Source organism: Ralstonia nicotianae (genome assembly GCF_018243235.1).
GTDB classification, from domain to species: domain Bacteria; phylum Pseudomonadota; class Gammaproteobacteria; order Burkholderiales; family Burkholderiaceae; genus Ralstonia; species Ralstonia nicotianae.
The window spans coordinates 575,756-600,310 of record NZ_CP046674.1; the positions used below are offsets into that span (position 1 = coordinate 575,756).

General features: G+C 68.8%; 19 protein-coding genes. 17 read left to right on the top strand and 2 right to left on the bottom strand.

What is annotated here, in order from left to right; translation table 11 throughout:
- Nucleotides 1-129: 129 nt before the first annotated feature.
- From GO999_RS02655 to GO999_RS02670, 4 genes are all read left to right on the top strand, one after another.
- Nucleotides 130-1,119, top strand: a complete 990-nt coding sequence (locus GO999_RS02655) for a LacI family DNA-binding transcriptional regulator (RefSeq protein WP_011002766.1) — start codon at nucleotides 130-132, stop codon at nucleotides 1,117-1,119.
- 61 nt (nucleotides 1,120-1,180) lie between these two features.
- Nucleotides 1,181-3,277, top strand: coding sequence for a molybdopterin-containing oxidoreductase family protein (locus tag GO999_RS02660; RefSeq protein ID WP_211906521.1), 2,097 nt, complete (start codon nucleotides 1,181-1,183; stop codon nucleotides 3,275-3,277).
- 13 nt (nucleotides 3,278-3,290) lie between these two features.
- Complete coding sequence (locus GO999_RS02665; protein WP_019718210.1) at nucleotides 3,291-4,445, top strand: aminopeptidase; 1,155 nt, start codon at nucleotides 3,291-3,293, stop codon at nucleotides 4,443-4,445.
- A 78-nt stretch (nucleotides 4,446-4,523) separates the two neighbouring features.
- Nucleotides 4,524-6,233: a long-chain fatty acid--CoA ligase gene (locus GO999_RS02670; protein WP_071013033.1), complete on the top strand. Its 1,710-nt coding sequence runs from the start codon at nucleotides 4,524-4,526 to the stop codon at nucleotides 6,231-6,233.
- Between the two features lie 83 nt (nucleotides 6,234-6,316).
- Here the strand turns inward: GO999_RS02670 and GO999_RS02675 are convergent, their stop codons facing one another.
- Both GO999_RS02675 and GO999_RS02680 read right to left on the bottom strand, forming a co-directional pair.
- Entirely contained in the window at nucleotides 6,317-7,636 is a 1,320-nt protein-coding gene (locus GO999_RS02675; RefSeq protein ID WP_016723809.1) for an MFS transporter, read from the bottom strand.
- Nucleotides 7,637-7,870: 234 nt separating this feature from the next.
- Nucleotides 7,871-9,040: a porin gene (locus tag GO999_RS02680; protein ID WP_071013037.1), complete on the bottom strand. Its 1,170-nt coding sequence runs from the start codon at nucleotides 9,038-9,040 to the stop codon at nucleotides 7,871-7,873.
- Between the two features lie 396 nt (nucleotides 9,041-9,436).
- Here GO999_RS02680 and coq7 point away from each other — a divergent pair, with 396 nt between their 5' ends.
- The 13 genes from coq7 to GO999_RS02745 all read left to right on the top strand — a co-directional run bounded on the left by coq7 (nucleotide 9,437) and on the right by GO999_RS02745 (nucleotide 24,553).
- Nucleotides 9,437-10,072, top strand: a complete 636-nt coding sequence (gene coq7, locus GO999_RS02685) for a 2-polyprenyl-3-methyl-6-methoxy-1,4-benzoquinone monooxygenase (protein ID WP_011002760.1) — start codon at nucleotides 9,437-9,439, stop codon at nucleotides 10,070-10,072.
- Between the two features lie 346 nt (nucleotides 10,073-10,418).
- Nucleotides 10,419-10,847, top strand: a complete 429-nt coding sequence (gene mraZ, locus GO999_RS02690; RefSeq protein WP_011002759.1) for a division/cell wall cluster transcriptional repressor MraZ — start codon at nucleotides 10,419-10,421, stop codon at nucleotides 10,845-10,847.
- Between the two features lie 9 nt (nucleotides 10,848-10,856).
- The gene (gene rsmH, locus GO999_RS02695) at nucleotides 10,857-11,816 is read left to right on the top strand and encodes a 16S rRNA (cytosine(1402)-N(4))-methyltransferase RsmH (protein WP_011002758.1); all 960 of its coding nucleotides are present in this window, start codon (nucleotides 10,857-10,859) and stop codon (nucleotides 11,814-11,816) included.
- An 18-nt stretch (nucleotides 11,817-11,834) separates the two neighbouring features.
- The gene (gene ftsL, locus GO999_RS02700) at nucleotides 11,835-12,161 is read left to right on the top strand and encodes a cell division protein FtsL (protein ID WP_011002757.1); all 327 of its coding nucleotides are present in this window, start codon (nucleotides 11,835-11,837) and stop codon (nucleotides 12,159-12,161) included.
- A complete protein-coding gene (locus tag GO999_RS02705; protein WP_016723807.1) occupies nucleotides 12,158-13,945 on the top strand; it encodes a peptidoglycan D,D-transpeptidase FtsI family protein in 1,788 nt (595 codons plus the stop codon). Before ftsL ends, GO999_RS02705 begins: the two co-directional genes overlap by 4 nt.
- Nucleotides 13,942-15,486 (top strand): UDP-N-acetylmuramoyl-L-alanyl-D-glutamate--2,6-diaminopimelate ligase, encoded by a 1,545-nt coding sequence (locus GO999_RS02710; protein WP_118887905.1) that lies wholly within the window; start codon nucleotides 13,942-13,944, stop codon nucleotides 15,484-15,486. The genes GO999_RS02705 and GO999_RS02710 overlap by 4 nt, the downstream gene beginning before the upstream one ends.
- Nucleotides 15,483-16,931 (top strand): UDP-N-acetylmuramoyl-tripeptide--D-alanyl-D-alanine ligase, encoded by a 1,449-nt coding sequence (locus GO999_RS02715; protein WP_211906522.1) that lies wholly within the window; start codon nucleotides 15,483-15,485, stop codon nucleotides 16,929-16,931. Before GO999_RS02710 ends, GO999_RS02715 begins: the two co-directional genes overlap by 4 nt.
- A 14-nt stretch (nucleotides 16,932-16,945) precedes the next feature.
- The gene (mraY, locus tag GO999_RS02720; protein ID WP_019718213.1) at nucleotides 16,946-18,115 is read left to right on the top strand and encodes a phospho-N-acetylmuramoyl-pentapeptide-transferase; all 1,170 of its coding nucleotides are present in this window, start codon (nucleotides 16,946-16,948) and stop codon (nucleotides 18,113-18,115) included.
- Nucleotides 18,116-18,266: 151 nt separating this feature from the next.
- On the top strand, nucleotides 18,267-19,766 hold the full coding sequence (gene murD, locus GO999_RS02725) for a UDP-N-acetylmuramoyl-L-alanine--D-glutamate ligase (RefSeq protein ID WP_197383703.1): 1,500 nt from the start codon (nucleotides 18,267-18,269) through the stop codon (nucleotides 19,764-19,766).
- A complete protein-coding gene (gene ftsW, locus GO999_RS02730; protein WP_011002751.1) occupies nucleotides 19,763-21,004 on the top strand; it encodes a putative lipid II flippase FtsW in 1,242 nt (413 codons plus the stop codon). The genes murD and ftsW overlap by 4 nt, the downstream gene beginning before the upstream one ends.
- Entirely contained in the window at nucleotides 21,001-22,098 is a 1,098-nt protein-coding gene (murG, locus tag GO999_RS02735; RefSeq protein WP_011002750.1) for an undecaprenyldiphospho-muramoylpentapeptide beta-N-acetylglucosaminyltransferase, read from the top strand. Before ftsW ends, murG begins: the two co-directional genes overlap by 4 nt.
- A gap of 11 nt (nucleotides 22,099-22,109) precedes the next feature.
- Nucleotides 22,110-23,561: a UDP-N-acetylmuramate--L-alanine ligase gene (murC, locus tag GO999_RS02740; RefSeq protein ID WP_011002749.1), complete on the top strand. Its 1,452-nt coding sequence runs from the start codon at nucleotides 22,110-22,112 to the stop codon at nucleotides 23,559-23,561.
- Nucleotides 23,558-24,553: a D-alanine--D-alanine ligase gene (locus GO999_RS02745; RefSeq protein ID WP_011002748.1), complete on the top strand. Its 996-nt coding sequence runs from the start codon at nucleotides 23,558-23,560 to the stop codon at nucleotides 24,551-24,553. Before murC ends, GO999_RS02745 begins: the two co-directional genes overlap by 4 nt.
- Nucleotides 24,554-24,555: the final 2 nt, after the last annotated feature.

The window sequence follows — 24,555 nt, forward strand, 5'->3', positions numbered from 1 at the left end:
CGGTGCGTCGTAGCGCCACCAATAAGTGAATGATTGTGCTCAATGCTGGGGAATTCCCGAGTGTGGCGGCCGTTGGTCGCCGTGTCGGCATTCGCTATCATGGCGCTTTCTTTGGAAACGATTTCAGTGATGACGGTCCGGATCAAGGATGTCGCGGCGGCGGCCGGGGTGTCGGTGGCAACGGTGTCGCGCGCGCTGGCCGGCGGGCCGGTCAGCGAGGCGCTGCGCAAGCGTGTCGATGCCGCGGTGGCGGCGTCGGGCTATCGGCCCAACCTGTCGGCGCGGCGGCTGCGCTCGCAGCAGGCGCAGACCGTCGGGCTGATCGTGTCGGACATCCGCAACCCGTTCTTCACCAGCGTCAGCCGGGCGGTGGAGGACGCCGCCTACGCGGCCGGCCTGCGCGTGATCTTGTGCAATTCCGACGAGGATCCCGACAAGGAAGCGATGTACCTGCGCCTGATGGAGGAGGAGCGCGTGACCGGCGTGATCCTGTCGCCCACGCGCCGCATCGCCGAATCGCCGGCGCCGGTGGTGCTCGGGTTCCCGGTGGTGCTGATTGACCGCGCCGGCCCGGCCTGCGGCGTCGACGCCGTGGTGCTCGACAACCAGCAGGCGGCGCAGGCGCTGGCCGAGCATCTGGCGCAGCACGGCTACCGGCGCATCGGCGGGCTGTTCGGCCGCACCAGCAGCACCGGCGCGGAGCGACACGCGGGCGTGGCCGCCGGGCTGGCCCGCCACGGCCTGGCGATCGATGCGCGCTTCATCCTGCCCACCGCCGAGGCCGCCGAAGCCGAAACGCTGGCATGGCTGGCCTCGGGCGAGCGGCCCGACGCGCTGGTCGCCAGCAATGCGCAGTCGCTGCTGGGCGTGCTGCGGGCGATCCGCCGTCTGTCGCTGGACGTGCCGGGCGACATCGCCGTGGCCGGTTTCGACAACGAGCCGTGGACGGAGCTGGCCGGACCGGGCGTCACCGTGATCGAACAGCCGGTCTACGACATCGGGCGCCTGGCGATGACGATGCTGCAGGAGCGGCTGGCGCAACCCGAATTGCCCACGCGCCGGGTGCTGCTGACGGGGCGGCTGGTGGCGCGCGGCTCGACGCCGCAGCGGCGCATGTAGCGGGCGATTACAATGCCCGGACGAAGACGGCACCGCCCGCCGCCCCACTCCGGAGCTCCCGATGTCCACCCAAGTCATCCGTGCCGCGTGTCCGCACGACTGCCCCGACACCTGCGCCTTGCTCGTCACCGTGGAGGGCGGCCGCGCCACGCGCGTGCAGGGCGATCCGGAGCATCCGACCACGCAGGGCGTGCTCTGCACCAAGGTCAACCGCTACGCCGAACGCACCTATCACCCCGACCGGCTGCTGACACCGATGAAGCGCATCGGCGCCAAGGGCGAGGGCAGGTTCGCGCCGATCTCGTGGGACGAGGCGCTCGACACCATTGCCGCCCGCCTGGGCAGGATCGCGGCGCGCAGCCCGCAGGCCATCCTGCCATACAGCTATGCGGGCACCATGGGCCTGGTGCAGGGCGAAAGCATGGCCGCGCGCTTCTTCCACAGGCTGGGTGCGTCGCTGCTGGACCGCACCATCTGCGCCTCGGCCGGCGCGACGGCGCTGCGCTACACGTATGGCGCGAGCCTCGGCATGGACATCGAGCACGTGCAGGACGCCCGGCTGATCCTGATCTGGGGCGGCAATCCGATCGCCTCCAACCTGCATTTCTGGACGCGCGCCCAGGAGGCCAAGCGGCGCGGCGCCACGCTGGTGGCGATCGATCCGTACCGCTCGCTGACGGCCGAGAAGTGCCACCGGCATCTGGCCGTGCGCCCCGGCACCGATGCGGCGCTGGCGCTGGCGATGATCCATGTGCTGATCCGTGACGACCTGCTCGACCACGGCTACATCGCCGATCACACGCTGGGCTTCGAGGCGCTGCGCGAGCGCGCGCGGCAGTACACGCCCGAGTACGCCGCCGCGCTGTGCGGCATCGATGCCGCCGACATCGAATGGCTGGCCACGCTGTATGGCACCACCGCCGTGCGCGAGCGCCAGCCCGTGGCCATCCGCCTGAACTACGGCATGCAGCGCGCCCACGGCGGCGGGCAGGGCGTGCGCGCGGTGGCGTGCCTGCCGTCGCTGGTGGGCGCGTGGCGCGCGCCGGCCGGCGGGCTGCAGCTGTCGACCTCGGGCTTCTTCCCGATCGACACCGCGGCCTTGCAGCGCCCTGACCTGCTGCCCGGCTGGCCCGCGCAGCCGCGCACCCTCAACATGAGCACCATCGGCGATGCGCTGCTGCACCCGGGCGATGCGTCGTTCGGCCCGAAGGTGGAGGCCGTGGTCGTCTACAACAGCAATCCGGTGGCGGTGGCGCCGGAATCGCGCAAGGTGGCCGCCGGCTTCGCGCGCGAAGATCTGTTCACGGTCGTGCTGGAGCACTTCCGGACCGACACCGCCGACTACGCCGACATCCTGCTGCCCGCCACCACGCAGCTCGAACACGTCGACGTGCACAAGGCCTACGGCCATACCTACATGCTGGCCAACAACGCCGCCATCGCGCCGCTGGGCCAGGCGCTGCCGAACACGGAGATCTTCCGCCGCCTCGCGCAGCGCATGGGGTTTGCCGATCCGTGCTTCGCCGATTCCGACGACGACATCGCCGCCCAGGCCCTGCGCCGCGGCGACCCGTCCGCCGCCCACATCGACTGGGCCACGCTCAAGCGCGCGGGCTGGCAGAAGCTGGCGCACCCAGCCGCGCCGTTCGCGCGCGGCGGCTTCCGCACGCCGTCCGGCCGCTGCGAGTTCTACTCCGGGCAGATGGCCCGCGACGGCCTCGACCCGCTGCCCGGCCATGTGCCGCCGCACGAATCGCCCGTCAGCGCGCCGGAACTGGCCAGGCGCTATCCGCTGTCGATGATCTCGCCGCCGGCGCGCAACTTCCTCAACTCGACCTTCGTCAACGTGGACAGTCTGCGCAACACCGAGGGCGAACCGCATCTCGACATCCACCCGGCCGACGCGCACGCGCGCGGCGTGGCCGACGGCAGCATGGTTCGCGTCTTCAACGACCGCGGCACCATGCACGCCCGCGCCCGCGTGACCGATCGCGCCCGGCCGGGCGTGGTGGTCGGCCTGTCGATCTGGTGGAAGAAGCTGGCGCCGGACGGTACCAACGCCAACGAACTGACCAGCCAGCGCCTGACTGACATGGGCCGGGCCCCCACCTTCTACGACTGCCTGGTGGAGGTCGCACCGGCGGCGCAGGCAGCCTGAGGACCCGACCGGTATGCGCGGCTTTCGTGCGGGGGTGTTGGCGCTGTCCATGGCCGGCGCGGCGTTGCTGACCGGCTGCGATACGGTCGGCTATTACTACCAGTCGGTCACCGGGCACCTGTCGCTGATGGCGCAGCGGCAGTCGCTCGATGAAGCCATCGAGAACGCCCGCCAGGCGCATGACGACCGGCTCGCCCGCCGGCTGGAGGATGCCCGCGCCATCCGCGCCTATGCCTCGCGCGAGCTCGAGCTGCCCGATAACCACAGCTACCGCGTCTACGCCAACATCAAGCGCCCGTTCGCGGTGTGGAACGTGTTCGCCGCGCCCGAACTGTCGGTCAAGCTCAAGACGTGGTGCTTCCTGGTGGTCGGCTGCGTGACCTATCGCGGCTACTACGACCGCAACGCCGCCCAGGCCTACGCCGACACGCTGCGCGCCCAGGGCTGGGACGTGGACGTGGCGGGCATTCCCGCGTACTCCACGCTCGGGTACTTCGACGATCCGCTGCTCAACACCTTCGTCAACCTGCCGGAGGGCGAGCTGGCGCGTCTGATCTTCCACGAGCTCGCGCACCAGGTGGTCTACGCCAAGGGCGATACGGCGTTCAACGAGTCCTTCGCCACCGCGGTGGAGACCATCGGCGTCGAGCGCTGGCTGGCGGATGCCGCGACCCCGGAGGTTCGCGCGGAATACGCCACATATGACGCCCGGCGCGTACAATTCCGCGCCTTGCTGCTGGACTACCGCAACCGCCTGGAGGCGCTGTACGCCAGCCCCGTATCCGATGACGAGAAACGTGCCGGCAAACGCGCGCTGTTCGACAGCCTGCGGGCCGATTACGCCAAGCTCAAGGCAGGCTGGGGCGGCTACGCTGGCTACGATCGCTGGTTCGCGCAGCCGCTGTCGAATGCGCACCTGGGCGCGGTGGCCAGCTACCTGCAGTGGGTGCCGGCTTTCACGGCGCTGTATCAGCGCGACGGCGGCGACTGGGCGCGCTTCTATGCCGACGTCAAGGCGATGGCGCGCGCGCCGCAGGCCGAGCGGACCGCCGCGCTGACGGCGCTGGCACCGCCCACTGCACCGGGCGCGGAGATGTCCCGGGCGGCCAGCAGTGCAGCTTCGGGCACTTCCGGGCGCCCGAGGGATCCGTCTAAGTTATTGTTTTGACACACTCATCCGCGTACGATGCGGGAAAAAATCGAACGACCATTCGAAAAAAATCGACATTCGCCAGGAGACACATCCATGGAGAAACCGTGGCTGAAGCACTATCCCCCCGGGGTCCCCGCCGAGATCGACGCGTCGCAGTACCGATCCCTGGCGCATCTGCTTGAAGATTCCTTCCAGAAGAACCGTGACCACCGCGCCCTCGAGTGCATGGGCAAGGTGCTGACCTACGGCGAAGTCGATGCGCTGTCGCGCCAGTTGGCGGCGTGGCTGCAGTCCCGGGGCCTGGTGCCCGGCGCGCGCGTCGCGCTGATGATGCCCAACGTGCTGCAGTATCCGGTGGCGCTGGCCGCCGTGCTGCGCGCCGGCTACGTGGTCGTCAACGTCAACCCGCTCTACACCCCGCGCGAACTGGAGCACCAGCTCAAGGACAGCGGCGCGGAAGCCATCGTCATCCTGGAGAACTTCGCGACCACGCTGCAGCAGGTGCTGCCGAACACGCCGGTCAAGCACATCGTCGTGGCCAGCATGGGCGACCTGCTGGGCGGGCTGAAGGGCATGCTGGTCAATTTCGTCGTGCGCAGCGTCAAGAAGATGGTGCCGGCGTGGGAGCTGCCCAACTGCATCCGCTTCAACACCGCGCTGGAGGCGGGCGCCAGGCTGGCGCTCAAGCCCACCGTGGTCGGCCCCGACGATATCGCCTTCCTGCAATACACCGGCGGCACCACCGGCGTGTCCAAAGGCGCGACGCTGCTGCACCGGAACATCGTCGCCAATGTGCTGCAGTCGGAGGCGTGGATGCAGCCGGGGCTCGACAAGCCGGCCCACGACGGCAGCCGGCTGGCGCCCGGCGATGAGGTCGTCACCATCACCGCGCTGCCGCTGTATCACATCTTCGCGCTGACGGTGTGCTGCCTGCTGTCGATGCGCAAGGGCGGCCTGGCGGTGCTGATCCCCAACCCGCGCGACATCCCGGGCTTCATCAAGGTGCTCAAGCGGTACCGCTTCCACATGTTCCCGGCGGTCAACACGCTGTACAACGCGCTGCTCAACCATCCCGAGTTCGCCAGCGTGGACTGCTCGCGCCTGCGCGTGGCCAACGGCGGCGGCATGGCGGTGCAGGAAGCGGTGGCCAAGAAGTGGCTCGAGGTGACCGGCTGCCCGATCATCGAAGGCTACGGGCTGTCCGAAACCTCGCCTTCGGCCACCTGCAACCCGACCGATACCGATGTCTTCTCGGGCACGATCGGGGTGCCGCTGCCGTCCACCGAGATCGCCATCCGCGACGACGAAGGTCGCGACCAGCCCATCGGCACGCCCGGCGAGATCTGCCTTCGCGGTCCGCAGGTCATGGCCGGCTACTGGAAGCGTCCCGACGAGACCGCCAAGGTCATGTACGCCGACGGCTTCTTCAAGACCGGCGACGTGGGCGTGATGGACGCGCGCGGCTACACCAAGATCGTCGACCGCAAGAAGGACATGATCCTGGTGTCCGGCTTCAACGTGTACCCGAACGAGATCGAGGGCGTGGTGGCGATGTGCCCCGGCGTGCTGGAAGTCGCGGCCGTGGGCGTGCCCGACGTGCACTCGGGCGAGGTGGTCAAGCTGTTCGTGGTGCGCCGCGATCCGTCGCTCACCGAGGAGAAGCTGCTGGCGTTCTGCAAGGAGCAGCTCACCGGCTACAAGCGTCCCAAGTTCATCGAGTTCCGCAACGAGCTGCCGAAGACCAACGTCGGCAAGATCCTGCGCCGCGAACTGCGCGACGAGGCGATGAAGAAGCGCGCGTAAGGCAAGCCCCGCCCCGGGGCACGCGTCACCAGACAAGAGCGCCGCGAGAGATCGCGGCGCTTTTGCTTTCGGGCGCGCGCCGCCTACATCAGCCGCGCATCCCGCGTCTCGCGCATGCACAGCACACCGGCCAGGCTCACCGCCGCCGCCGCCGACACGTACGCGCCCACCCAGGCGAGGCCGCCCTGCGCCGCCAGCACCTGCGCGATGTACGGCGCGATCGACGCCCCCAGGATGCCGCCCAGGTTGTAGGACACGCCGGCGCCGGTATAGCGCACATGCGTCGGGAAGAGCTCCGGCAGCAGGGCCCCCATCGGCGCAAAGGTGACGCCCATCAGGAACAGCTCGAGGATGAGGAACAGCGCCACCAGCGGCGTCGAACCGCTGCCCAGCAGTGGCGCCATCGTGAAGCCCGACAGGATGGCCGCGAGGATGCCGGTGAGCAGCACAGGCTTGCGTCCCCAGCGGTCCGACGCCCAGGCCGACAGCGGCGTGGCCAGCGCCATGAACACCACCGCCAGGCACAGCAGCCCCAGGAAGCCCGGGCGCGTGAAGTGCAGCGTCGACACGCCATACGACAGTGAGAACACGGTCGAGATATAGAACAGCGTGTAGCAGACCACCATCGCCAGCGCGCCCAGCAGCGTCGGCCACCAGTGATGCGCCAGCAGCGCGGCGATCGGCACGCGCACGCGCTCCCGCCGCTCGATCGCCGCCTGGAAGGCCGGCGTCTCGGCGATCTTGAGCCGCACATACAGGCCCAGCGCCACCAGCACCGCGCTCACCAGGAACGGCACGCGCCAGCCCCAGCTGCGGAACTGTTCGTCGGACAGCGACAGCGCCAGGCCGAAGAACAGCCCGTTCGACGCCAGAAAGCCGACCGACGGCCCCAGCTGCGGGAACATGCCGAACCAGGCCCGCTTGCCCTCGGGCGCGTTCTCGGTGGCGAGCAGCGCCGCGCCGCCCCATTCGCCGCCCAGCCCGATGCCTTGCCCGAAGCGCAGGATGCACAGCAGCACCGGCGCCAGCCCGCCGATCGCGTCATAGCCGGGCACCAGGCCGATCAGCGTGGTCGAGATGCCCATCACCAGCAGCGACGCGACCAGCGTCGACTTGCGGCCGATGCGGTCACCGAAGTGGCCGAACAGGAATGAGCCGATCGGCCGTGCGATGAAGGCGATGCCGAACGTGATGAAGGCGGACAGCGCCTGCGCCGTGGCCGACCCGCGCGGAAAGAACACCGGGCCGATGACCAGCGCGGCCGCCGTGGCATAGACGTAGAAATCGTAGAACTCGATGGCCGTGCCGATGAAGCTCGCAAAGACGATGCGCGTGCGGCTGGTCCCGTTCGCCGCATCGGCGGCCGGCGCCGCCATGGCGGACGAGGAGGGGGAAGCGGACATGGTGGTCTCCCGTTGTTGTTGTCGGTGGGGCGGCTCGATCGGTGGGGCTGGCCGCTCTGGAGGCGGCATCACGCGGCGCGTGACGCGCTGCCCATTGTGCGTCGGGCCGCGCGCCGGCTCAATCCATCCGCGCGCCGGCAGTCCCGGCCATGGCGGCGCGCCATGCAAAAAGGCACCCGGAGGTGCCTTCCTGCGTCCGCCATGGGAGAGGCGGGCGGACGAAAACCGCGCGCGTCAGAACTTGTGGCGGATACCGATGGCCGCGCCCAGCTGGTTGCTGGCATCCGGCGTGATGAAGTACGTCTGCGAAGCGGCCGGCAGGTAACCGATCGACAACTGCCCGCTCGCCGTCGTCGCATAACCGATCGAGTCCCAGTTGAGTGAGGCATTGCGCGAATAGGCCGCCGTGAAATACACGTCGGTACGCTTGGAGAAGTTGTAATCGGCGATGAAGTTCAACTGCTGCGGCTTGCGCGGATTGACCGTCGTGGTGCCGATGGTCGCTTCCTTGATGTTGTCGTAGTAGTACGACAGCGTGAAGCCCAGGGTCGGCGTCGCCTGGTAGTTCACGCCGATCCAGTACAGGTCGTCGCGGTGCGGCAGCAGGGCGAGCGTGGCGCCGCTCGATGCCGTGTCGGTCTTGCCGTAGCGGTAGCCGCCCATCAGCTTGACCGGGCCCACCGTATAGCTGGCCGCAATGGCGGCGCGCTTGTCGCGGGCGTACTCGTTGCCGGCGCCGCCCAGTGCTTCGGCCGCGGTCAGCACCTTCACTTCGTCGTAGGCGACACCGAGCCCGAACGGACCGGCGAAGTAGTTGGCGCCCAGGCCGTAGGCCGAGTTGGCCGTCTGGCTGCCGGCGCGTTCGCCGAATGCCCAGTGGCCCTCGACCGTCACCGGGCCGAACAGGCCGGTGTACTTGATCACGTTGTCTTCGCGGAAGTTCGGGCCCAGCAGGCCGACCACCGGTTCGTACTGGGTGGCATAGCCGCTCGGCGAGAAGTTCGCCATCATGTCGAAGATCGTGGTGTACTGGCGGCCCAGCGTGATCTTGCCCCAGTTGCCCTGCAAGCCCACGAACGCCTGCCGGCCGAACAGGCGGCCACCTTGCTGCAGCGTGCCCGTATCCATGCCGAAGCCGGATTCCAGCACGAACAGGCCCTTCAGGCCGCCGCCGATGTCTTCCACGCCGCGCAGGCCCCAGCGGTTGGACGACAGGCCGCCCGCCTGCATTGCCACGCGCGATCCGCTGCCCGGGATGGCGATCCCCGCCGATGTCACGTTTTGTTCATGGTTGACGTACTCGACGTTGGCGTCGACCACACCGTACAGCGTCACACTGGATTGGGCATGCGCTGCACCTGCAAACGCGCCCAGCACTGCCATCGCAAGCAGCGATTTCTTCATCGGTCGGCCTCCAATTGTGCTCTTGAAATTGCTCTTTTTCGGGTTCTTGCAGGCGGCCCAGACCCTCGATTCCCGTCTTTCCGCCCGCCGACTTTCAAACGAAGTCGCAGACAAATGTAGCAACGGGCGGATGGTGCGGGCGCAAATATGCGAACGAATGTTCGCAAACGCGTGTTCGCTGTCTGATCGGGGCAACAGGCTATTTCTGATTTGGCAACAGCCAAGCGATGTGGCGCGGAGATTCCTCGCGAATCCGGACGGGATGCGTGGCTGGCGCGGGTTATCCCGGACAGTCCGGTCTGGTGCGTTCGCTTCTGAGCGGACGCAAAACAGCGAGCGGCGGGGCCCTTACAATGCTGGACGCGCCGTGCGCCTTCGCCGCCGGCAGCCTTTCCTATGCTCGATCGCTTCCTTCCCGAATTCGACCGCGCCCTGCGCGCCGTGGCCGGCATCACCCGCGCCTCCCGCCCCAACCCCGCCGATGCCATCGTCGCTCCCACCGATGACGGTGCGAAACTGTCCGACACCGAGCGCCGCCATGCCGCCGGGCTGATGCGCGTCAACCACGTGGGCGAGGTGTGTGCCCAGGCGCTGTACCAGGGGCAGGCGCTGTTCGCGCGCGACCCGGCCATCCGCGCCCAGCTCGATGAGGCCGCGCGCGAGGAAGAGGACCACCTCGCCTGGTGCGCCCAGCGCCTGCAGGAACTGCACGATCGTCCGAGCCTGCTCAACCCGCTGTGGTACGCCGGCGCATTCGCCATCGGCGCGCTCGCCGGCCGCTTGGGCGACAAGATCAGCCTCGGCTTCGTCGCCGAGACTGAGCGCCAGGTCGAGCATCACCTCGACGGCCATCTCGATCGCCTGCCCGAGCATGATGCCCGCTCCCGGGCCATCGTCGCCCAGATGCGCGATGACGAAGTCCGCCATGGCGACAATGCCCGCGCCGCCGGCGGCATCGATCTGCCTGAGCCGGTGCGCCAGGCCATGCGCTTGGCCTCACGCATTATGACCACCGCTGCCTACCGCATTTGAGGTAATTTTGTGCGCCTGTGTGGCGTACTGTCCACCATTTGGTGGAGCCATCCAAAATGCCCTTCCGGCCCGCTTCCCACAAGGGGATGCGGGACGGTCTCTCACGTGGTTTCTCGATAAATCACGCTATCTCCTTCATTTGATTGAGAAAAGCGCTGCGCCACCTTGGTGCGGCCACGCTAAGTCATTGTTCTGATTGCAAAAAATCCTCCTGACACGGTCCGGCAAGCCTTGACCGGCCAAATGCGTTCCTCTAAAGTGGGAAACAGTGTCAGAAAGTGTAGTTTTGTGGTTTGAACGGGCTGTTTTGCGGGCCTTTCGACAGCGGTAGGGAGAGAGATTCCACGTGTTCCAGGGAGCGTCGGCGCTGACGCTGGATGCCAAGGGGCGGATGTCCATCCCGACCCGGCATCGCGAAGCGCTTCAGCTGCAGGCCGAGGGCCGGGTGACTGTGACCAAGCACCCGGACGGCTGCCTCATGCTGTTTCCGCGCCCGGAATGGGAGCGCTTCCGGGAGCGCATCGCCGCGCTGCCGATGGAAGCCCACTGGTGGAAGCGGATCTTCCTGGGCAGTGCCGCCGACGTCGAGCTCGACACGGCCGGCCGCGTTCTCATCACCCCCGAACTGCGCCTGGCGGCCACCCTCGAACGCGACGTGATGCTGCTCGGCATGGGCAGCCATTTCGAAATCTGGGACGCCGCCACGTACACCGCGAAGGAGCAGGCCGCCATGGCGCAAGGCATGCCCGACGCCCTCAAGAATTTCTCTTTTTGATGACGCACGATGACGACCCAAGCCAGTACGGGACTGCGCCATCAAACGGTGCTGAGAGACGAAGCGATCGATGCGCTGTTGTGGCGCGACGACGGCATCTATATCGATGGAACCTTCGGGCGGGGCGGGCACAGCCGGCTCATCCTGGAGCGGCTGGGGCCCGGCGGAAGGCTGATCGCTTTCGACAAGGACCCGGCAGCAATCACCGAAGCGGGCACCGTAGAGGATGCCCGCTTCGCTATTGAGCATGACAGCTTCGCGCACCTTGATGCTGCACTGGATGCGCGCGGTATTGGACGGGTGGCTGGCGTGCTGCTCGATCTGGGCATCAGTTCGCCGCAGATCGACGAAGGCGCGCGCGGCTTTTCGTTCCGGATGGACGGCCCGCTCGACATGCGGATGGACACCACGCGCGGCATCACCGCGGCCCAATGGCTGGCCGAGGCCGATGAGCGCGATATTGCGAGGGTGATACGGGACTATGGGGAAGAACGGTTTGCTGTACAGATTGCAAAGGCGATTGTTGCTCGCCGGCGCGAATCCGGGACTCGAGGTCCTCTCGATCGCACATCCGAGCTTGCCGCGCTCGTGGCGCAGGCCGTCAAGACACGCGAGAAGGGTCAAGACCCTGCGACCCGCACCTTTCAGGCTCTACGGATTCACGTCAATCAAGAGCTTGCGGACCTCGAAACCGGTCTGAAGTCGGCATTCGAACGTCTGGAACAGGGGGGACGACTCGTCGTGATCAGCTTCCATTCGCTGGAAGACCGCATCGTCAAGCGCTTCATGCAGGCACTGGCGCGGCCGGAGCAATCCGCCGCGCCGGAGATGCGCCGGGCGCCGCTGCGTGCGCATGAGCTGCCGGCGCCGCAACTGCGCCTGCTGGGCCGCGTGCGCCCGTCGGAGGCCGAGGTCTCGGCCAATCCGCGCTCGCGCTCGGCCATCATGCGCGTGGCCGAACGCTGCTGACCGACGGAGCCGCACGCCATGAACCGCCTCAACATGTTCCTGCTGACCGCGCTGGTGTTGTGCGCGCTGTCGCTGGTCAATGCGCAGCATCAGGCACGACAGCTGTTCGTCGAGCTCGACCGCGCGCAGGCGGAAGAGAAGCAGCTGAACATCGACTGGTCGCGACTGCAGTACGAGCAGAGTTCGCTGGGCAAGAGCGCGCGCATCGCCGAGATCGCGCGCACGCAATTGAAGATGGCCCCCGCGCAGGCGGGCCGCACGCAGTATCTGCAGGGGTTTGCCGACTTGCCGGCGGCGGCGTCCGCCGCGGCCAGCGCGCCCGCGGCTTCGGGAGTCCAGCCATGAGCGGCGCACACAAGCATCCGGGGACGGCGGCCCGCGCCCGCCTGGGCCAGTTCTCCGCCAGCCCGGTGCTGGGGCTGCGCTTGCCGATGTGGCGCTCCAAGCTGGTGGTCTTCCTGATGTTTGCCGCGTTCATGGCGCTGATCGTCCGTGCGGCGTGGATCCAGGGACCGGGCAACCGCTTCTACGAGGCCGAGGGCAAGAAGCGCTTCCAGCGCACGCTGGAACTGCCGGCCACGCGCGGCAAGATCCTCGACCGCAACGGCCTGGTGCTGGCCACCAGCCTGCCGGTCAAGGCCATCTGGGCCGTGCCCGAGGACGTGCCCAACACCGTGCCCGGCGAAGACATGCAGAAGCTCGCCAAGCTGCTCGGCATGAGCAACAAGGATCTGGCGGGCAAGCTGGGCGAGGACAAGGGCTTCGTCTACCTGAAGCGCCAGGTGCTGCCGGACATTGCCGACCAGATCGCCGGCCTGAAGATCGACGGCATCTATCAGACGCGCGAATACAAGCGCTTCTACCCGGAAGGCGAAGCGATGGCGCACATCGTCGGCTTCACCAACGTCGAGGACAAGGGCCAGGAAGGCATGGAGCTGGCGCGCGAGCCGGATCTCGCGGGCGCGTCCGGCCAGCGCCAGGTGATCAAGGATCGCCTGGGCCGCGTGGTGGAGGACGTCGGCGTGCTGAAGGCGCCGCGCGAGGGCCGCGACCTGACGCTCTCCATCGACGCCAAGATCCAGTACCTGACCTTCAACGAGCTCAAGGCGGCCGTGGAGCGCAACCGTGCCAAGGCCGGCAGCGCCATCGTGCTCGACGCCCAGACCGGCGAGGTGCTGGCGCTGGCCAACTATCCGACCTACAACCCGAACGACCGCTCGCGCCTGTCGGGCGAACAGCTGCGCAACCGCGTGCTGACCGACACCTTCGAGCCCGGCTCGATGATGAAGCCGATCAGCATCGGCCTCGCGCTGCAGCTGCACCGCGTGACGCCCAACACGCTGGTGCAGACCAACGGCAAGTTCACACTGGACGGCGCGACCATCTCCGACACCAGCAACTACGGCACGCTGACCGTCGGCCAGGTCATCCAGCACTCGAGCAATATCGGCACGACCAAGATCGCGCTGATGCTCAAGCCGCAGGAAATGTGGGACATGTTCACCAGCGTCGGCTTCGGCCAGGCGCCCAAGATCGGCTTCCCGGGCGCGGTGGCGGGGCGGCTGCGCCCGGCCAAGAACTGGCGGCGCATCGAGCAGGCGACCATGTCGTACGGCTACGGCCTGTCGGTGTCGCTGTTCCAGATGGCGCATGCCTACACGATCTTCGCGCACGACGGCGAACTGATCCCGGTCACGATGTACCGCACCAACGGCCAGCCGCCGCAGGGCGAGCGCGTGCTGTCGTCCGAGGTGGCGCGGCAGGTGCGCCAGATGCTGGAAACCGTGACATCGCCCGGCGGCACCGCGCCGCAGGCGCAGGTGATGGGCTACCGCGTGGGCGGCAAGACCGGCACGGCGTACAAGCACGTCGGCCGCGGATATGACCGCTCCAAGTACCGTGCGTCGTTCATCGGCCTGGCGCCCATGTCGAACCCGCGCATCATCGTCGCCGTCAGCGTCGACGAGCCTTCGGCCGGCAGCCACTATGGCGGCTCGGTGGCCGGGCCGGTGTTTGCCTCGATCGCCGGCGGCAGCCTGCGCGCGCTGAACGTATCGCCGGATTCGCCGGTGCGCCAGCTCGTGATGACCGAAGGCGTGGCCGAAGAGCCCGTGGGGGCGCTGCAATGACGGCCGTGCCGACCTCCGAACGAGCGCCGATCGCCGCGCGCCTGGCACCGGTGCTGGACTGGCTGCGCGCGCACGTGCCGGCCGGCGCCGATCTGACCAGCGATACGCGCAAGCTCAAGACCGGCGATGTGTTCGTCGCCTACGTGCTCGGCAACGTGCGCCAGCGCGGCGACGGCCGGCCGCACATTCCGCAGGCCATCGAAGCCGGCGTCAGCGCCGTGCTGGCCGAGGCGCACGGTTACGTGGTGCCGGCCGATGCGCCGGCGCGCATCCTGCCGGTGGACGGCCTGTCCGAACTGGCCGGGCCGCTGGCCGCGCAGTGGTATGCCGTGCCGGGGCCGGATGCCCTGCGCGTGATCGGCGTGACGGGCACCAACGGCAAGACGTCGTGCTCGCAATGGATCGCCCAGGCGCTGAGCCGGCAGGGCGAGCGCTGCGCAGTGGTGGGTACGCTCGGCACCGGGTTTGTCGATGCGCTGGTCGCCACGGGCTTCACCACGCCGGATGCCATCCAGCTCCAGCACAGCCTGGCCGACCTGCATCGCGCCGGTGCCCGCGCCGTCGCCATGGAGGTGTCGTCGCACGGCCTGGAGCAGGGCCGCGCGGACGGCACCCGCTTCGACATCGCGCTGTTCACCAACCTGACGCAGGATCACCTCGACTACCACGGCACCATGGCCGAGTACGAGCTCGCCAAGGCGCGCCTGTTCGGCTGGCCGGGCCTGCGCGCCGCCGTGATCAATCGCGACGACGCGGCGGGCGGGCGCCTGCTGGCCGGCCTGCGCGCCGGCATCGAGGCGGTCGAATACGGCATCGACGGCGAAGCGGCCGCGCAGCGTGGCACCGGGCACTGGCTGCGCGCCACCAACGTGCGCGCGCACCGCACCGGTACGACCTTCGACGTCGACGGCAGCTTCGGCCGGGCGACCGTGCATTCGCCGATGGTCGGCCTGTTCAACGTTTCGAACCAGCTGGGCGTGCTGGGCGTGCTGCTGATGGCCGGCGTGCCATGGCAGGACGCGCTTGCCCGGCTGGAAAAGCTGCAGCCGGTGAGCGGCCGCATGGAGCGCTTCGGCGGCGAGGACGGCCCGCTGGTGGTGGTCGACTACGCCCACACGCCCGATGCCCTGGAGCAGACGCTGCGTGCACTCGCGCCGATCACCGGGGCGCGGGGCGGCAAGCTGTGGGCGGTGTTCGGCTGCGGCGGCGACCGCGATCCGGGCAAGCGCCCGCAGATGGGCGCCATCGCCGAGCGGCTGGCGCAGCACGTGGTGCTGACCTCCGACAACCCGCGCAGCGAAGACCCGCAACTGATTCTCGACATGATCGCCGACGGCATGGAAGACCCGCGTCTCGCCATACAGATCGAAGACCGCGCTGCCGCCATCCTGCACGCGGTGCGGCACGCCGATGTCCATGACGTCATCGTCGTGGCCGGCAAGGGGCACGAATCGACGCAGGAAATTGCCGGGCGCAAGCGGCCGTTCTCCGATCAGGAGCACGTTCGCCTGGCGCTGGCGGCACGGGGGGTGAACGCATGAGCGATGCACTGCCCGTGATGATGCACGCCACCGATGCCGCCGCCTGGATGGCCGGTGCGCACCTGGTCGGCCCGGATGCCGCCATCCGCCGCGTCACCACCGACAGCCGCGACGTGTTGCCCGGCGACCTGTTCGTCGCGCTGATCGGCGAGCGCTTCGACGCGCACGATTTTCTGCCGGATGTGGTGGCGCGCGGGGCGGCGGCAGTGCTGGTCTCGCGCCCGCCGGCCGGTATCCCCGACCTGTCCGGCGTAGCGGTGCTGACCGTTGCCGATACGCGCATCGCGCTGGGCCAGCTGGCCGCCGGCTGGCGCCGCCGGTTCCCGATCCCGGTGGTGGCGGTGACGGGCAGCAACGGCAAGACCACGGTCAAGGAAATGATCTCGGCCGTCTTCGCGTGTGCCGTCGGTGAAGCGGCCCGCCTGGCGACGGCCGGCAACCTCAACAACGACATCGGCCTGCCGCTGACGCTGTTCCGCCTGACCGCGCAGCACCGGCTGGCCGTGCTCGAGCTGGGCATGAACCATCCCGGCGAAACCGAGGTGCTGGCCGCCATCGCCCAGCCCACCGTGGCGCTGATCAACAACGCACAGCGCGAGCACCAGGAGTTCATGGTCAGCGTGGAAGCCGTGGCGGCCGAGCACGCCGCGGTGCTGGCCGCGCTGCCGGCCGACGGCGTGGCGGTTTTTCCGCGTGATGCGGCCAATGGCGGCGAATACGCGCCGCTGTGGCGCGCAGCGGCGGGTACGCGGCGTGTGCTGGATTTCGGCATCGAAGGCGGTGCGGTGTCGGCTGCCGTGACGGACACGGCCGACGGCCAGCGGATCGACGTGCACGCGCCAGGCCTGCGCTTTTCCTTCACGCTGCCGTTACTTGGTGTGCACAACGCGCGCAACGCGCTGGCGGCGACGGCCTGCGCGCTGGCCGCCGGCATCGCGCCCGAGGTGATCGCACAGGCGCTGTCGGCGTTCGCGCCGGTCAAGGGGCGCCTGCAGCGCAAGCCGGGCCATCATGGCGGGCTGGTAATCGACGACACCTACAACGCGAACCCCGACTCCGTGCGCGCCGCCATCGATGCGCTGGCGACGCTGCCGGCGCCGCGCTGGCTGGTGCTGGGCGACATGGGCGAAGTGGGCACGCAGGGGCCGGCCTTCCATCGGGAGATCGGTGCGTACGCCCGCGAGCGCGGCATCGACGCGGTCCTGGCCACCGGTGAGCTGGCGCGCCATATGGTGGAGGCTTTCGGTGGCGGCGCGCGGCATTTCGCGTCGGCCGAGGCCCTGATCGAGCAGGGCGTGCCGGCCATTGCGCCGGGCGCGACGGTTCTGGTGAAGGGCTCGCGCTTCATGCGGATGGAACGCATTGTCGATGCGCTGGTCTTGAAAGACCAGGCAGCCGACTCGCAAGGGGCGCCGGGGACGACGCACACACAACAGACGCACTAAGGGATGTAGCACCCATGTTATTGGCATTGGCGCAGTGGCTGCAGAACGACTTCGGCTTCCTGCGCGTCTTCAACTATCTGACGTTCCGGGCCGTGATGGCATCCCTCACGGCGCTGGTGATCGGCCTCGGCTTCGGGCCATGGGTGATCCGTCGCCTGACCGAGCTCAAGGTCGGCCAGGCCGTGCGCAGCTATGGCCCGCAGACCCACCTGGTCAAGGCCGGCACACCCACCATGGGCGGCGTGCTGGTGCTGATCGGCATTGCCGTCTCCACGCTGCTGTGGTGCGACTGGGGCAACCGCTTCATCTGGATCGTGCTGCTGGTCACGCTCGGCTATGGGGCGATCGGCTGGGTGGACGACTACCGCAAAGTGGTCCATCGCGACCCGAAGGGCATGTCCTCGCGCGAGAAGTTCTTCTGGCAGACGGTGATCGGCCTGTTCGCCGCCGCCTATCTGGCGTTCTCCGTGTCCGAGACCAGCAACATGCGCGTGCTGGAGCTGTTCCTGGACTGGGTGCGCAGTGGCCTGTCGCTGAGCCTGCCGGCCAAGTCGCACCTGATCGTGCCGTTCTTCAAGGAGCTCAGCTATCCGCTGGGCGTGTTCGGCTTCATCGTGCTGACCTACCTCGTCATCGTCGGCTCCAGCAACGCGGTGAACCTGACCGACGGCCTGGACGGCCTGGTCATCATGCCGGTGGTGCTGGTGGGCAGCGCACTGGGCATCTTCGCCTATGTGATGGGCAGCGCGGTCTACAGCAAGTACCTGCTGTTCCCGCACATCCCGGGCGCGGGCGAACTGTTGATCTTCTGCTCGGCGATGGCCGGTGCCGGCCTGGCCTTCCTGTGGTTCAACGCCCATCCGGCCCAGGTGTTCATGGGCGACGTCGGCGCGCTGGCGCTGGGCGGGGCGCTCGGCACCGTCGCGGTGATCGTGCGGCAGGAGATCGTGCTGTTCATCATGGGCGGCGTGTTCGTGGCCGAAACCATTTCGGTGATGCTGCAGGTGACTTGGTTCAAGTTCACCAAGCGGCGCTACGGCGAGGGCCGGCGGCTGTTCCGCATGGCCCCGCTGCACCACCATTTCGAGCTGTCCGGCTGGAAGGAAACGCAGGTCGTCGTGCGTTTCTGGATCATCACCATGATGCTGGTGCTGATCGGCCTGTCGACGCTGAAGCTGCGGTGAGGATGCGGACATGACCGAACCGATCCGCGCTCCCGAAGACACGCTGCCGACGCCGCCGGCCGCCGGGGACGCGCTCATCGCCGGCGCCATTGCTGCGACCGTCGATTCGGCCGAGCCGATGCCCGCCGCCGAAACCGCGCAGGCGCCGCGCATGTTCGGCGACCTGGCGTCGCCGTTCGTGCTGGTGCTGGGCCTGGGCGAGTCCGGCCTGGCCATGGCGCGCTGGTGCGCGCGCCATGGCGCGCGCGTGCGCGTGGCCGATACGCGCGAGGCGCCCGCCAACCTGCCGGCGCTGCGCGCGCATGTGCCGGATGCCGAATTCATCGGCGGGCCGTTCGCTCCGTCGCTGCTGGAAGGCGTGGCGCTGGTGGCGATCAGCCCCGGCCTGTCGCCGCTGGATGCTGCCGTTGCCGCGCTGCTGGACGGCGCACGCGAGCGCGCGGTGCCGGTGTGGGGCGAGATCGAACTGTTCGCGCGCGCGCTGGCCGGCCTGAAGCTGGCGCAGGGCTATGCGCCCCGCGTCCTGGCCATCACCGGCACCAACGGCAAGACCACCACCACGGCGCTGGCGGGTGCCCTGGTCCAGCGCGCCGGCAAGACCGTCGGCGTGGCGGGCAACATCAGCCCCTCGGCGCTGGACAAGCTGACCGAGTGCGTCGACGCCGGCACGTTGCCGGACGTGTGGGTGCTGGAGCTCTCCAGCTTCCAGCTGGAAACCACGCACACGCTCGACGCCGACGCCGCGACCATCCTCAACATCACGCAGGACCACCTGGACTGGCACGGCTCGATGGCCGCCTACGCCGCCGCCAAGGGTCGCATTTTCGGTGCCGGCACGGTGCGCGTGCTGAACCGGCAGGACGCCGACGTGATGGCCTTCGCCGGCAAGCGTGGCGGCGATGTCACGTTCGGCACCGACGAACCGGCCACGCCCGAAGCGCTCGGCCTGCTGCGCGACGGCGGCATCCCGTGGATCGTGCTGGCCGAAGCCGACGATGACGATCTGCCGAAGCCCGCGCGCCGCAAGAAGGGCGACACCACGCCCGCCGCGCCGGTGCCGGTGCGGCTCAAGCGCCTGATGCCGGCCGATGCCCTGCGCATCCGCGGCCTGCACAACGCCACCAATGCGATGGCCGCGCTGGCGCTGTGCCGCGCGATCGGCCTGCCGGCGAGCGCCTTGCTGCACGGCCTGCGCGACTACGCCGGCGAGCCGCACCGCGTCGAACTGATCGCCGCCTTCGACGACATCGAATTCTTCGACGACAGCAAGGGCACCAACGTCGGCGCCACGGTCGCGGCGCTGTCGGGCCTGTCCAAGCGCGTGGTGCTCATCGCCGGCGGCGACGGCAAGGGGCAGGACTTCTCGCCGCTGGCCGCGCCGGTGGCGCAGTACGCGCGCGCCGTGGTGCTGATCGGCCGCGACGCACCGCGGATCCGCGCCGCGCTGGCGGACAGCGGCGTCGAACTGGTGGAGGCCGCCACGCTGGAGGCCGCCGTGCAGGAAGCGGCCGCGCGCGCGCAGGCAGGGGATGCCGTGCTGCTGTCGCCGGCCTGCGCGAGCTTCGACATGTTCCGCAACTACGAACACCGCGCGCAGGTGTTCCACGAAGCCGTGGCCGCGCTGGCGGCCGATCGGGGAGTGATGCTATGAGCGACGCCCAGATCAAGCGCAGCGGCTTCATCGGCGCCACCATCGGCAACGCCTGGGAAGGGCTGCGCGACGCCGTGTCGGGCGTCAAGCCCACGCGCTCCAAGATGATGGAGTACGACCAGCCGCTGCTGTGGGTGTCGATCGTGCTGCTGGGCCTGGGTCTGGTGATGGTGTATTCGGCGTCGATCGCGCTGCCGGATTCGCCCAAGTACGCCAACTACACCAACGGGCACTTCCTGTTGCGCCACGCGTTCTCGCTGCTGATTGGCGTGATCGGTGCCGTGGTCGCCTTCCAGATCCCGGTCAAGTTCTGGGACAAGTACGCGCCCAAGCTGTTCATCATCGCGCTGGTGCTGCTGGTGGTGGTGCTGATCCCGCACGTGGGCAAGGGCGTGAACGGCGCGCGCCGCTGGCTGCCGCTGGGCGTCATGAACTTCCAGCCGTCCGAGCTGATGAAGCTGGCGGTGGTGCTGTATGCCGCGAACTACACGGTGCGCAAGCAGGATTGGATGCAGAACGTGCGCAAGGGCTTCCTGCCGATGGGCGTGGCGGTGGCCTTCGTCGGCTCGCTGCTGCTCCTGGAGCCCGACATGGGCGCCTTCCTGGTGATCGCCGCGGTGGCGATGGGCATCCTGTTCCTGGGCGGGGTCAACGGCAAGCTGTTCGGCGGGTTGGTGCTCACCGCGGTGTCGACGTTCTCGCTGCTGATCCTGATGTCGCCGTGGCGGCGCGAGCGGATCTTCGCCTATCTGAATCCGTGGCAGGAAGAATACGCGCAGGGCAAGGCGTACCAGCTCACTCACTCGCTGATCGCCTTCGGCCGCGGCGAATGGACCGGCGTCGGCCTGGGCGGCAGCATCGAGAAGCTGCACTACCTGCCGGAGGCGCATACCGACTTCATCCTGGCCGTGATCGGCGAGGAGCTGGGCTTCGTCGGCGTGCTGATCGTGATCCTGCTGTTCTACTGGATGGTGCGCCGCGCCTTCGAGATCGGCCGCACCGCGCTGCAGCTCGACCGCACCTTCGCCGGCCTGGTCGCCAAGGGCCTGGGCATCTGGATCGGCTGGCAGGCCTTCATCAACATGGGCGTGAACCTGGGCCTGCTGCCGACCAAGGGGCTGACGCTGCCGATGGTCAGCTACGGCGGTTCGGGCATCCTGATGAACTGCATGGCGATCGCGCTGCTGCTCCGTATCGACTACGAGAACCGCGTCCTGATGCGTGGAGGGAAGGTATGACGGCACGCGTGTCGGCCGATCTGCCGCGCACCCTCCTCGTCATGGCCGGCGGCACCGGCGGCCACATCTTCCCCGCGCTGTCGGTGGCCAGGCTGCTGGCCGCGCGCGGGTGGCAGGTGGTGTGGCTCGGCAACGCGAGCGGCATGGAAGGCCAGCTCGTGCCCAAGCACGGTTTCCCGCTGGAGTCGGTGCGTTTTGGCGGCGTGCGCGGCAAGGGCCTCGTCACCAAGTTCCTGCTGCCGCTGAACCTGCTGCGCGCGTTCTGGCAGAGCCTGGGCGTGGTGCGCCGCGTGCGTCCGAACGTGGTGCTGGGCATGGGCGGCTACATCACCTTTCCGGGCGGCATGATGAGCGTGCTGCTGGGCGCACCGCTGGTGCTGCACGAACAGAATTCGATCGCGGGCCTGGCCAATCGCGTGCTCGCGCGCGTGGCCGATCGCGTGCTGTGTGCCTTTCCGGGTGCGCTGCCCGGCGCCGAGTGGGTCGGCAATCCGATCCGTGCCGATCTGGCGGCGCTGCCGTCGCCGCAGGCGCGCTATGCCGAGCGGAGCGGTCCGCTGCGGGTGCTGGTCGTGGGGGGCAGCCTGGGCGCCGCCGCGCTCAATGACGTGGTGCCCCGGGCGCTGGCCCTGCTGCCCGCCGACACGCGCCCGATCGTCATCCACCAGGCCGGCGCCAAGCAGATCGACACGCTGCGCGCCAACTACGCCGCCGTGGGCATCGACGAGACGCACGCGCAGGCCGTGCCCTTCATCGACGACATGGCCGCTGCCTATGCGCAGGCGGATCTGGTGATCTGCCGCGCCGGCGCGATGACGGTGTCGGAGGTGGCCGCGGCCGGGGTGGCGGCGCTGTTCGTGCCGTTCCCGCATGCGGTGGACGACCACCAGACCACCAACGCGCGCTTCCTGTCCGAGCGCGGCGCGGCGCTGCTGGTGCCCCAGCCGTCGCTGGGGCCGGCATCGCTGGCGGATACACTCGCGTCCCTGACGCGCGCGCAATTGGCCGATATGGCGGCCAAAGCACGCGAGCAGGCGCGGCCGGAAGCGGCCGAGCGTGTCGCCGACATCTGTGTCGCGGCGGCAAGGGCATAGGGAACCGATTTATGAAGCACATCGTCAAGAACATCCATTTCGTGGGCATCGGCGGCGCCGGCATGAGCGGCATCGCCGAGGTGCTGCTGAACCTGGGCTACCGCGTGACGGGCTCCGACCTGGGGCAGAGCGCGGCCACGCAGCGTCTGACCGCGCTTGGGGCCACGGTCATGCAGGGCCACGCGCCGGAGCACGTGGTCGGCGCCAACGCCGTGGTGGTGTCCACCGCCGTGCGCGGCGACAACCCCGAGGTGCTGGCCGCGCGCGCCAAGCGCATCCCCATCGTGCCGCGCGCGGTGATGCTGGCCGAGCTGATGCGCCTGAAGCAGGGCATCGCCATCGCCGGCACGCACGGCAAGACCACCACCACCAGCCTGGTCGCTTCCGTGCTGGCCGAGGGCGGGCTCGACCCGACCTTCGTGATCGGCGGACGGCTCAATTCGGCCGGCGCCAATGCGCGGCTGGGCACGGGCGATTTCATCGTCGCCGAGGCGGACGAGTCCGACGCGTCGTTCCTCAACCTGTTCCCCGTGATCGAGGTCATCACCAATATCGATGCCGATCACATGGACACCTACGGGCACGACTTCGCGCGGCTCAAGCAGGCGTTCATCGAGTTCACGCACCGCCTGCCGTTCTACGGCATCGCCGTGTTGTGCGTGGACGACCCGAACGTGCGCGAGATCCTGCCGTTCGTGTCCAAACCGGTGGTGCGCTACGGCTTTGCCGAGGATGCGCAGGTCCGCGCCGTCAACGCGCGCGCGGTGGACGGCCGCATGGAATTCACCGTGATCCGGCAGCTCAACGGCCACGCCGAGCCGCCGCTGTCGATCACGCTCAACCTGCCCGGCATGCACAACGTGCAGAACGCGCTGGCCGCCATCGCCATTGCCACCGAGCTGGAGGTGCCCGACGAAGCCATCGTCAAGGCGCTGGCCGAGTTCAACGGCGTCGGCCGCCGCTTCCAGCGCTACGGCGAGGTGCCTACCGCCGACGGCCAGGGCCGCTTCACGCTGATCGACGACTACGGCCACCATCCGGTCGAGATGGCGGCCACGCTCGCCGCCGCGCGCGGCGCGTTCCCGGGTCGCCGCCTGGTGCTGGCCTTCCAGCCGCACCGCTTCACGCGCACGCGCGATTGCTTCGAAGATTTCATCAAGGTGCTCGGCACGGTCGACGCCTTGCTGCTGGCCGAGGTGTACGCGGCCGGCGAGCCGCCCATCGTGGCGGCGGACGGGCGTGCGCTCACGCGCGCGCTGCGGGTGGCCGGCAAGATCGAGCCGGTTTTCGTGGAACAGATTGAAGACATGCCGCAAGCCATCCTGGACGCGGCGCAGGACAACGACGTGGTCATCACCATGGGTGCGGGATCGATCGGGCAGGTACCTGGTCAGGTGGTTGCTCGGCAGGCGGAAGTGCGTGCCGCGAACGTGGTCGACCTCAACGGGGGCGCCGCAGCATGACGACCGGTCCGTTCGTCCCCCATCCGACGCTCGATCCGAAGTCCCTCGGCAAGGTGGGCGTGATCCTCGGCGGTCGCTCGGCCGAGCGCGAGATCTCGCTGCTGTCGGGCAACGGCGTGCTGGCGGCGCTGCGCTCGCGCGGCGTCGACGCGCATCCGTTCGACCCGGGCACGCAGCCGGTGGCCGGGCTCGCCGCGCAGGGCTTCCACCGCGTGGTGATCTCGCTGCACGGCCGCTTCGGCGAGGACGGCACGATCCAGGGGCTGCTCGAGCAGTTCGGCATTCCCTACACCGGCAGCGGCGTACTCGCGTCTGCGCTGGCGATGGACAAGGAAGCCACCAAGCGCTTGTGGCAGACGCACAGCCTGCCGACCCCCGATTTCGTGATGCTGCACGCCGGCGCCGACTGGCAGGCCGTTGCCGACCGCCTGGGCCTGCCGCTGATCGTCAAACCGGCGCGCGAGGGCTCGTCGATCGGCCTGACCAAGGTGACCAGCGTGGCCGAATTGCCCGCCGCCTACGAAAAGGCCGCGCGCCTGGACCGCGACGTGATGGCCGAACAGTTCATCGACGGCGACGAGCTGACCTGCGCCGTGATCGGCGAAGGCGAGCACGCGACGGCGCTGCCGCTGATCCGCATCGTCGCGCCGCAGGCCAACTACGACTACCAGCACAAGTACTTCACCGACGACACGCGCTACGAGTGCCCCGCGCCGATTCCCGCCGAAGCGGCGGCGCGTGTGCAGGCGCTGGTGGTGCAGGCGTATCGCAGTCTGGGCTGCCGCGGCTGGGGCCGCGCCGACATCATGCTGCGCAAGCACGATGGCGCGCCGTTCCTGCTCGAGATGAACACCTCGCCGGGCATGACCGGGCATTCGCTGGTGCCGATGGCCGCGCGCGCGGTGGGCATCAGCTATGAAGATTTCGTGCTGCAGCTGGCGGCGACCGCGTCGCTGGAGCTGCGCGCGAGCCACGACTGGAAACCGGAATAAGC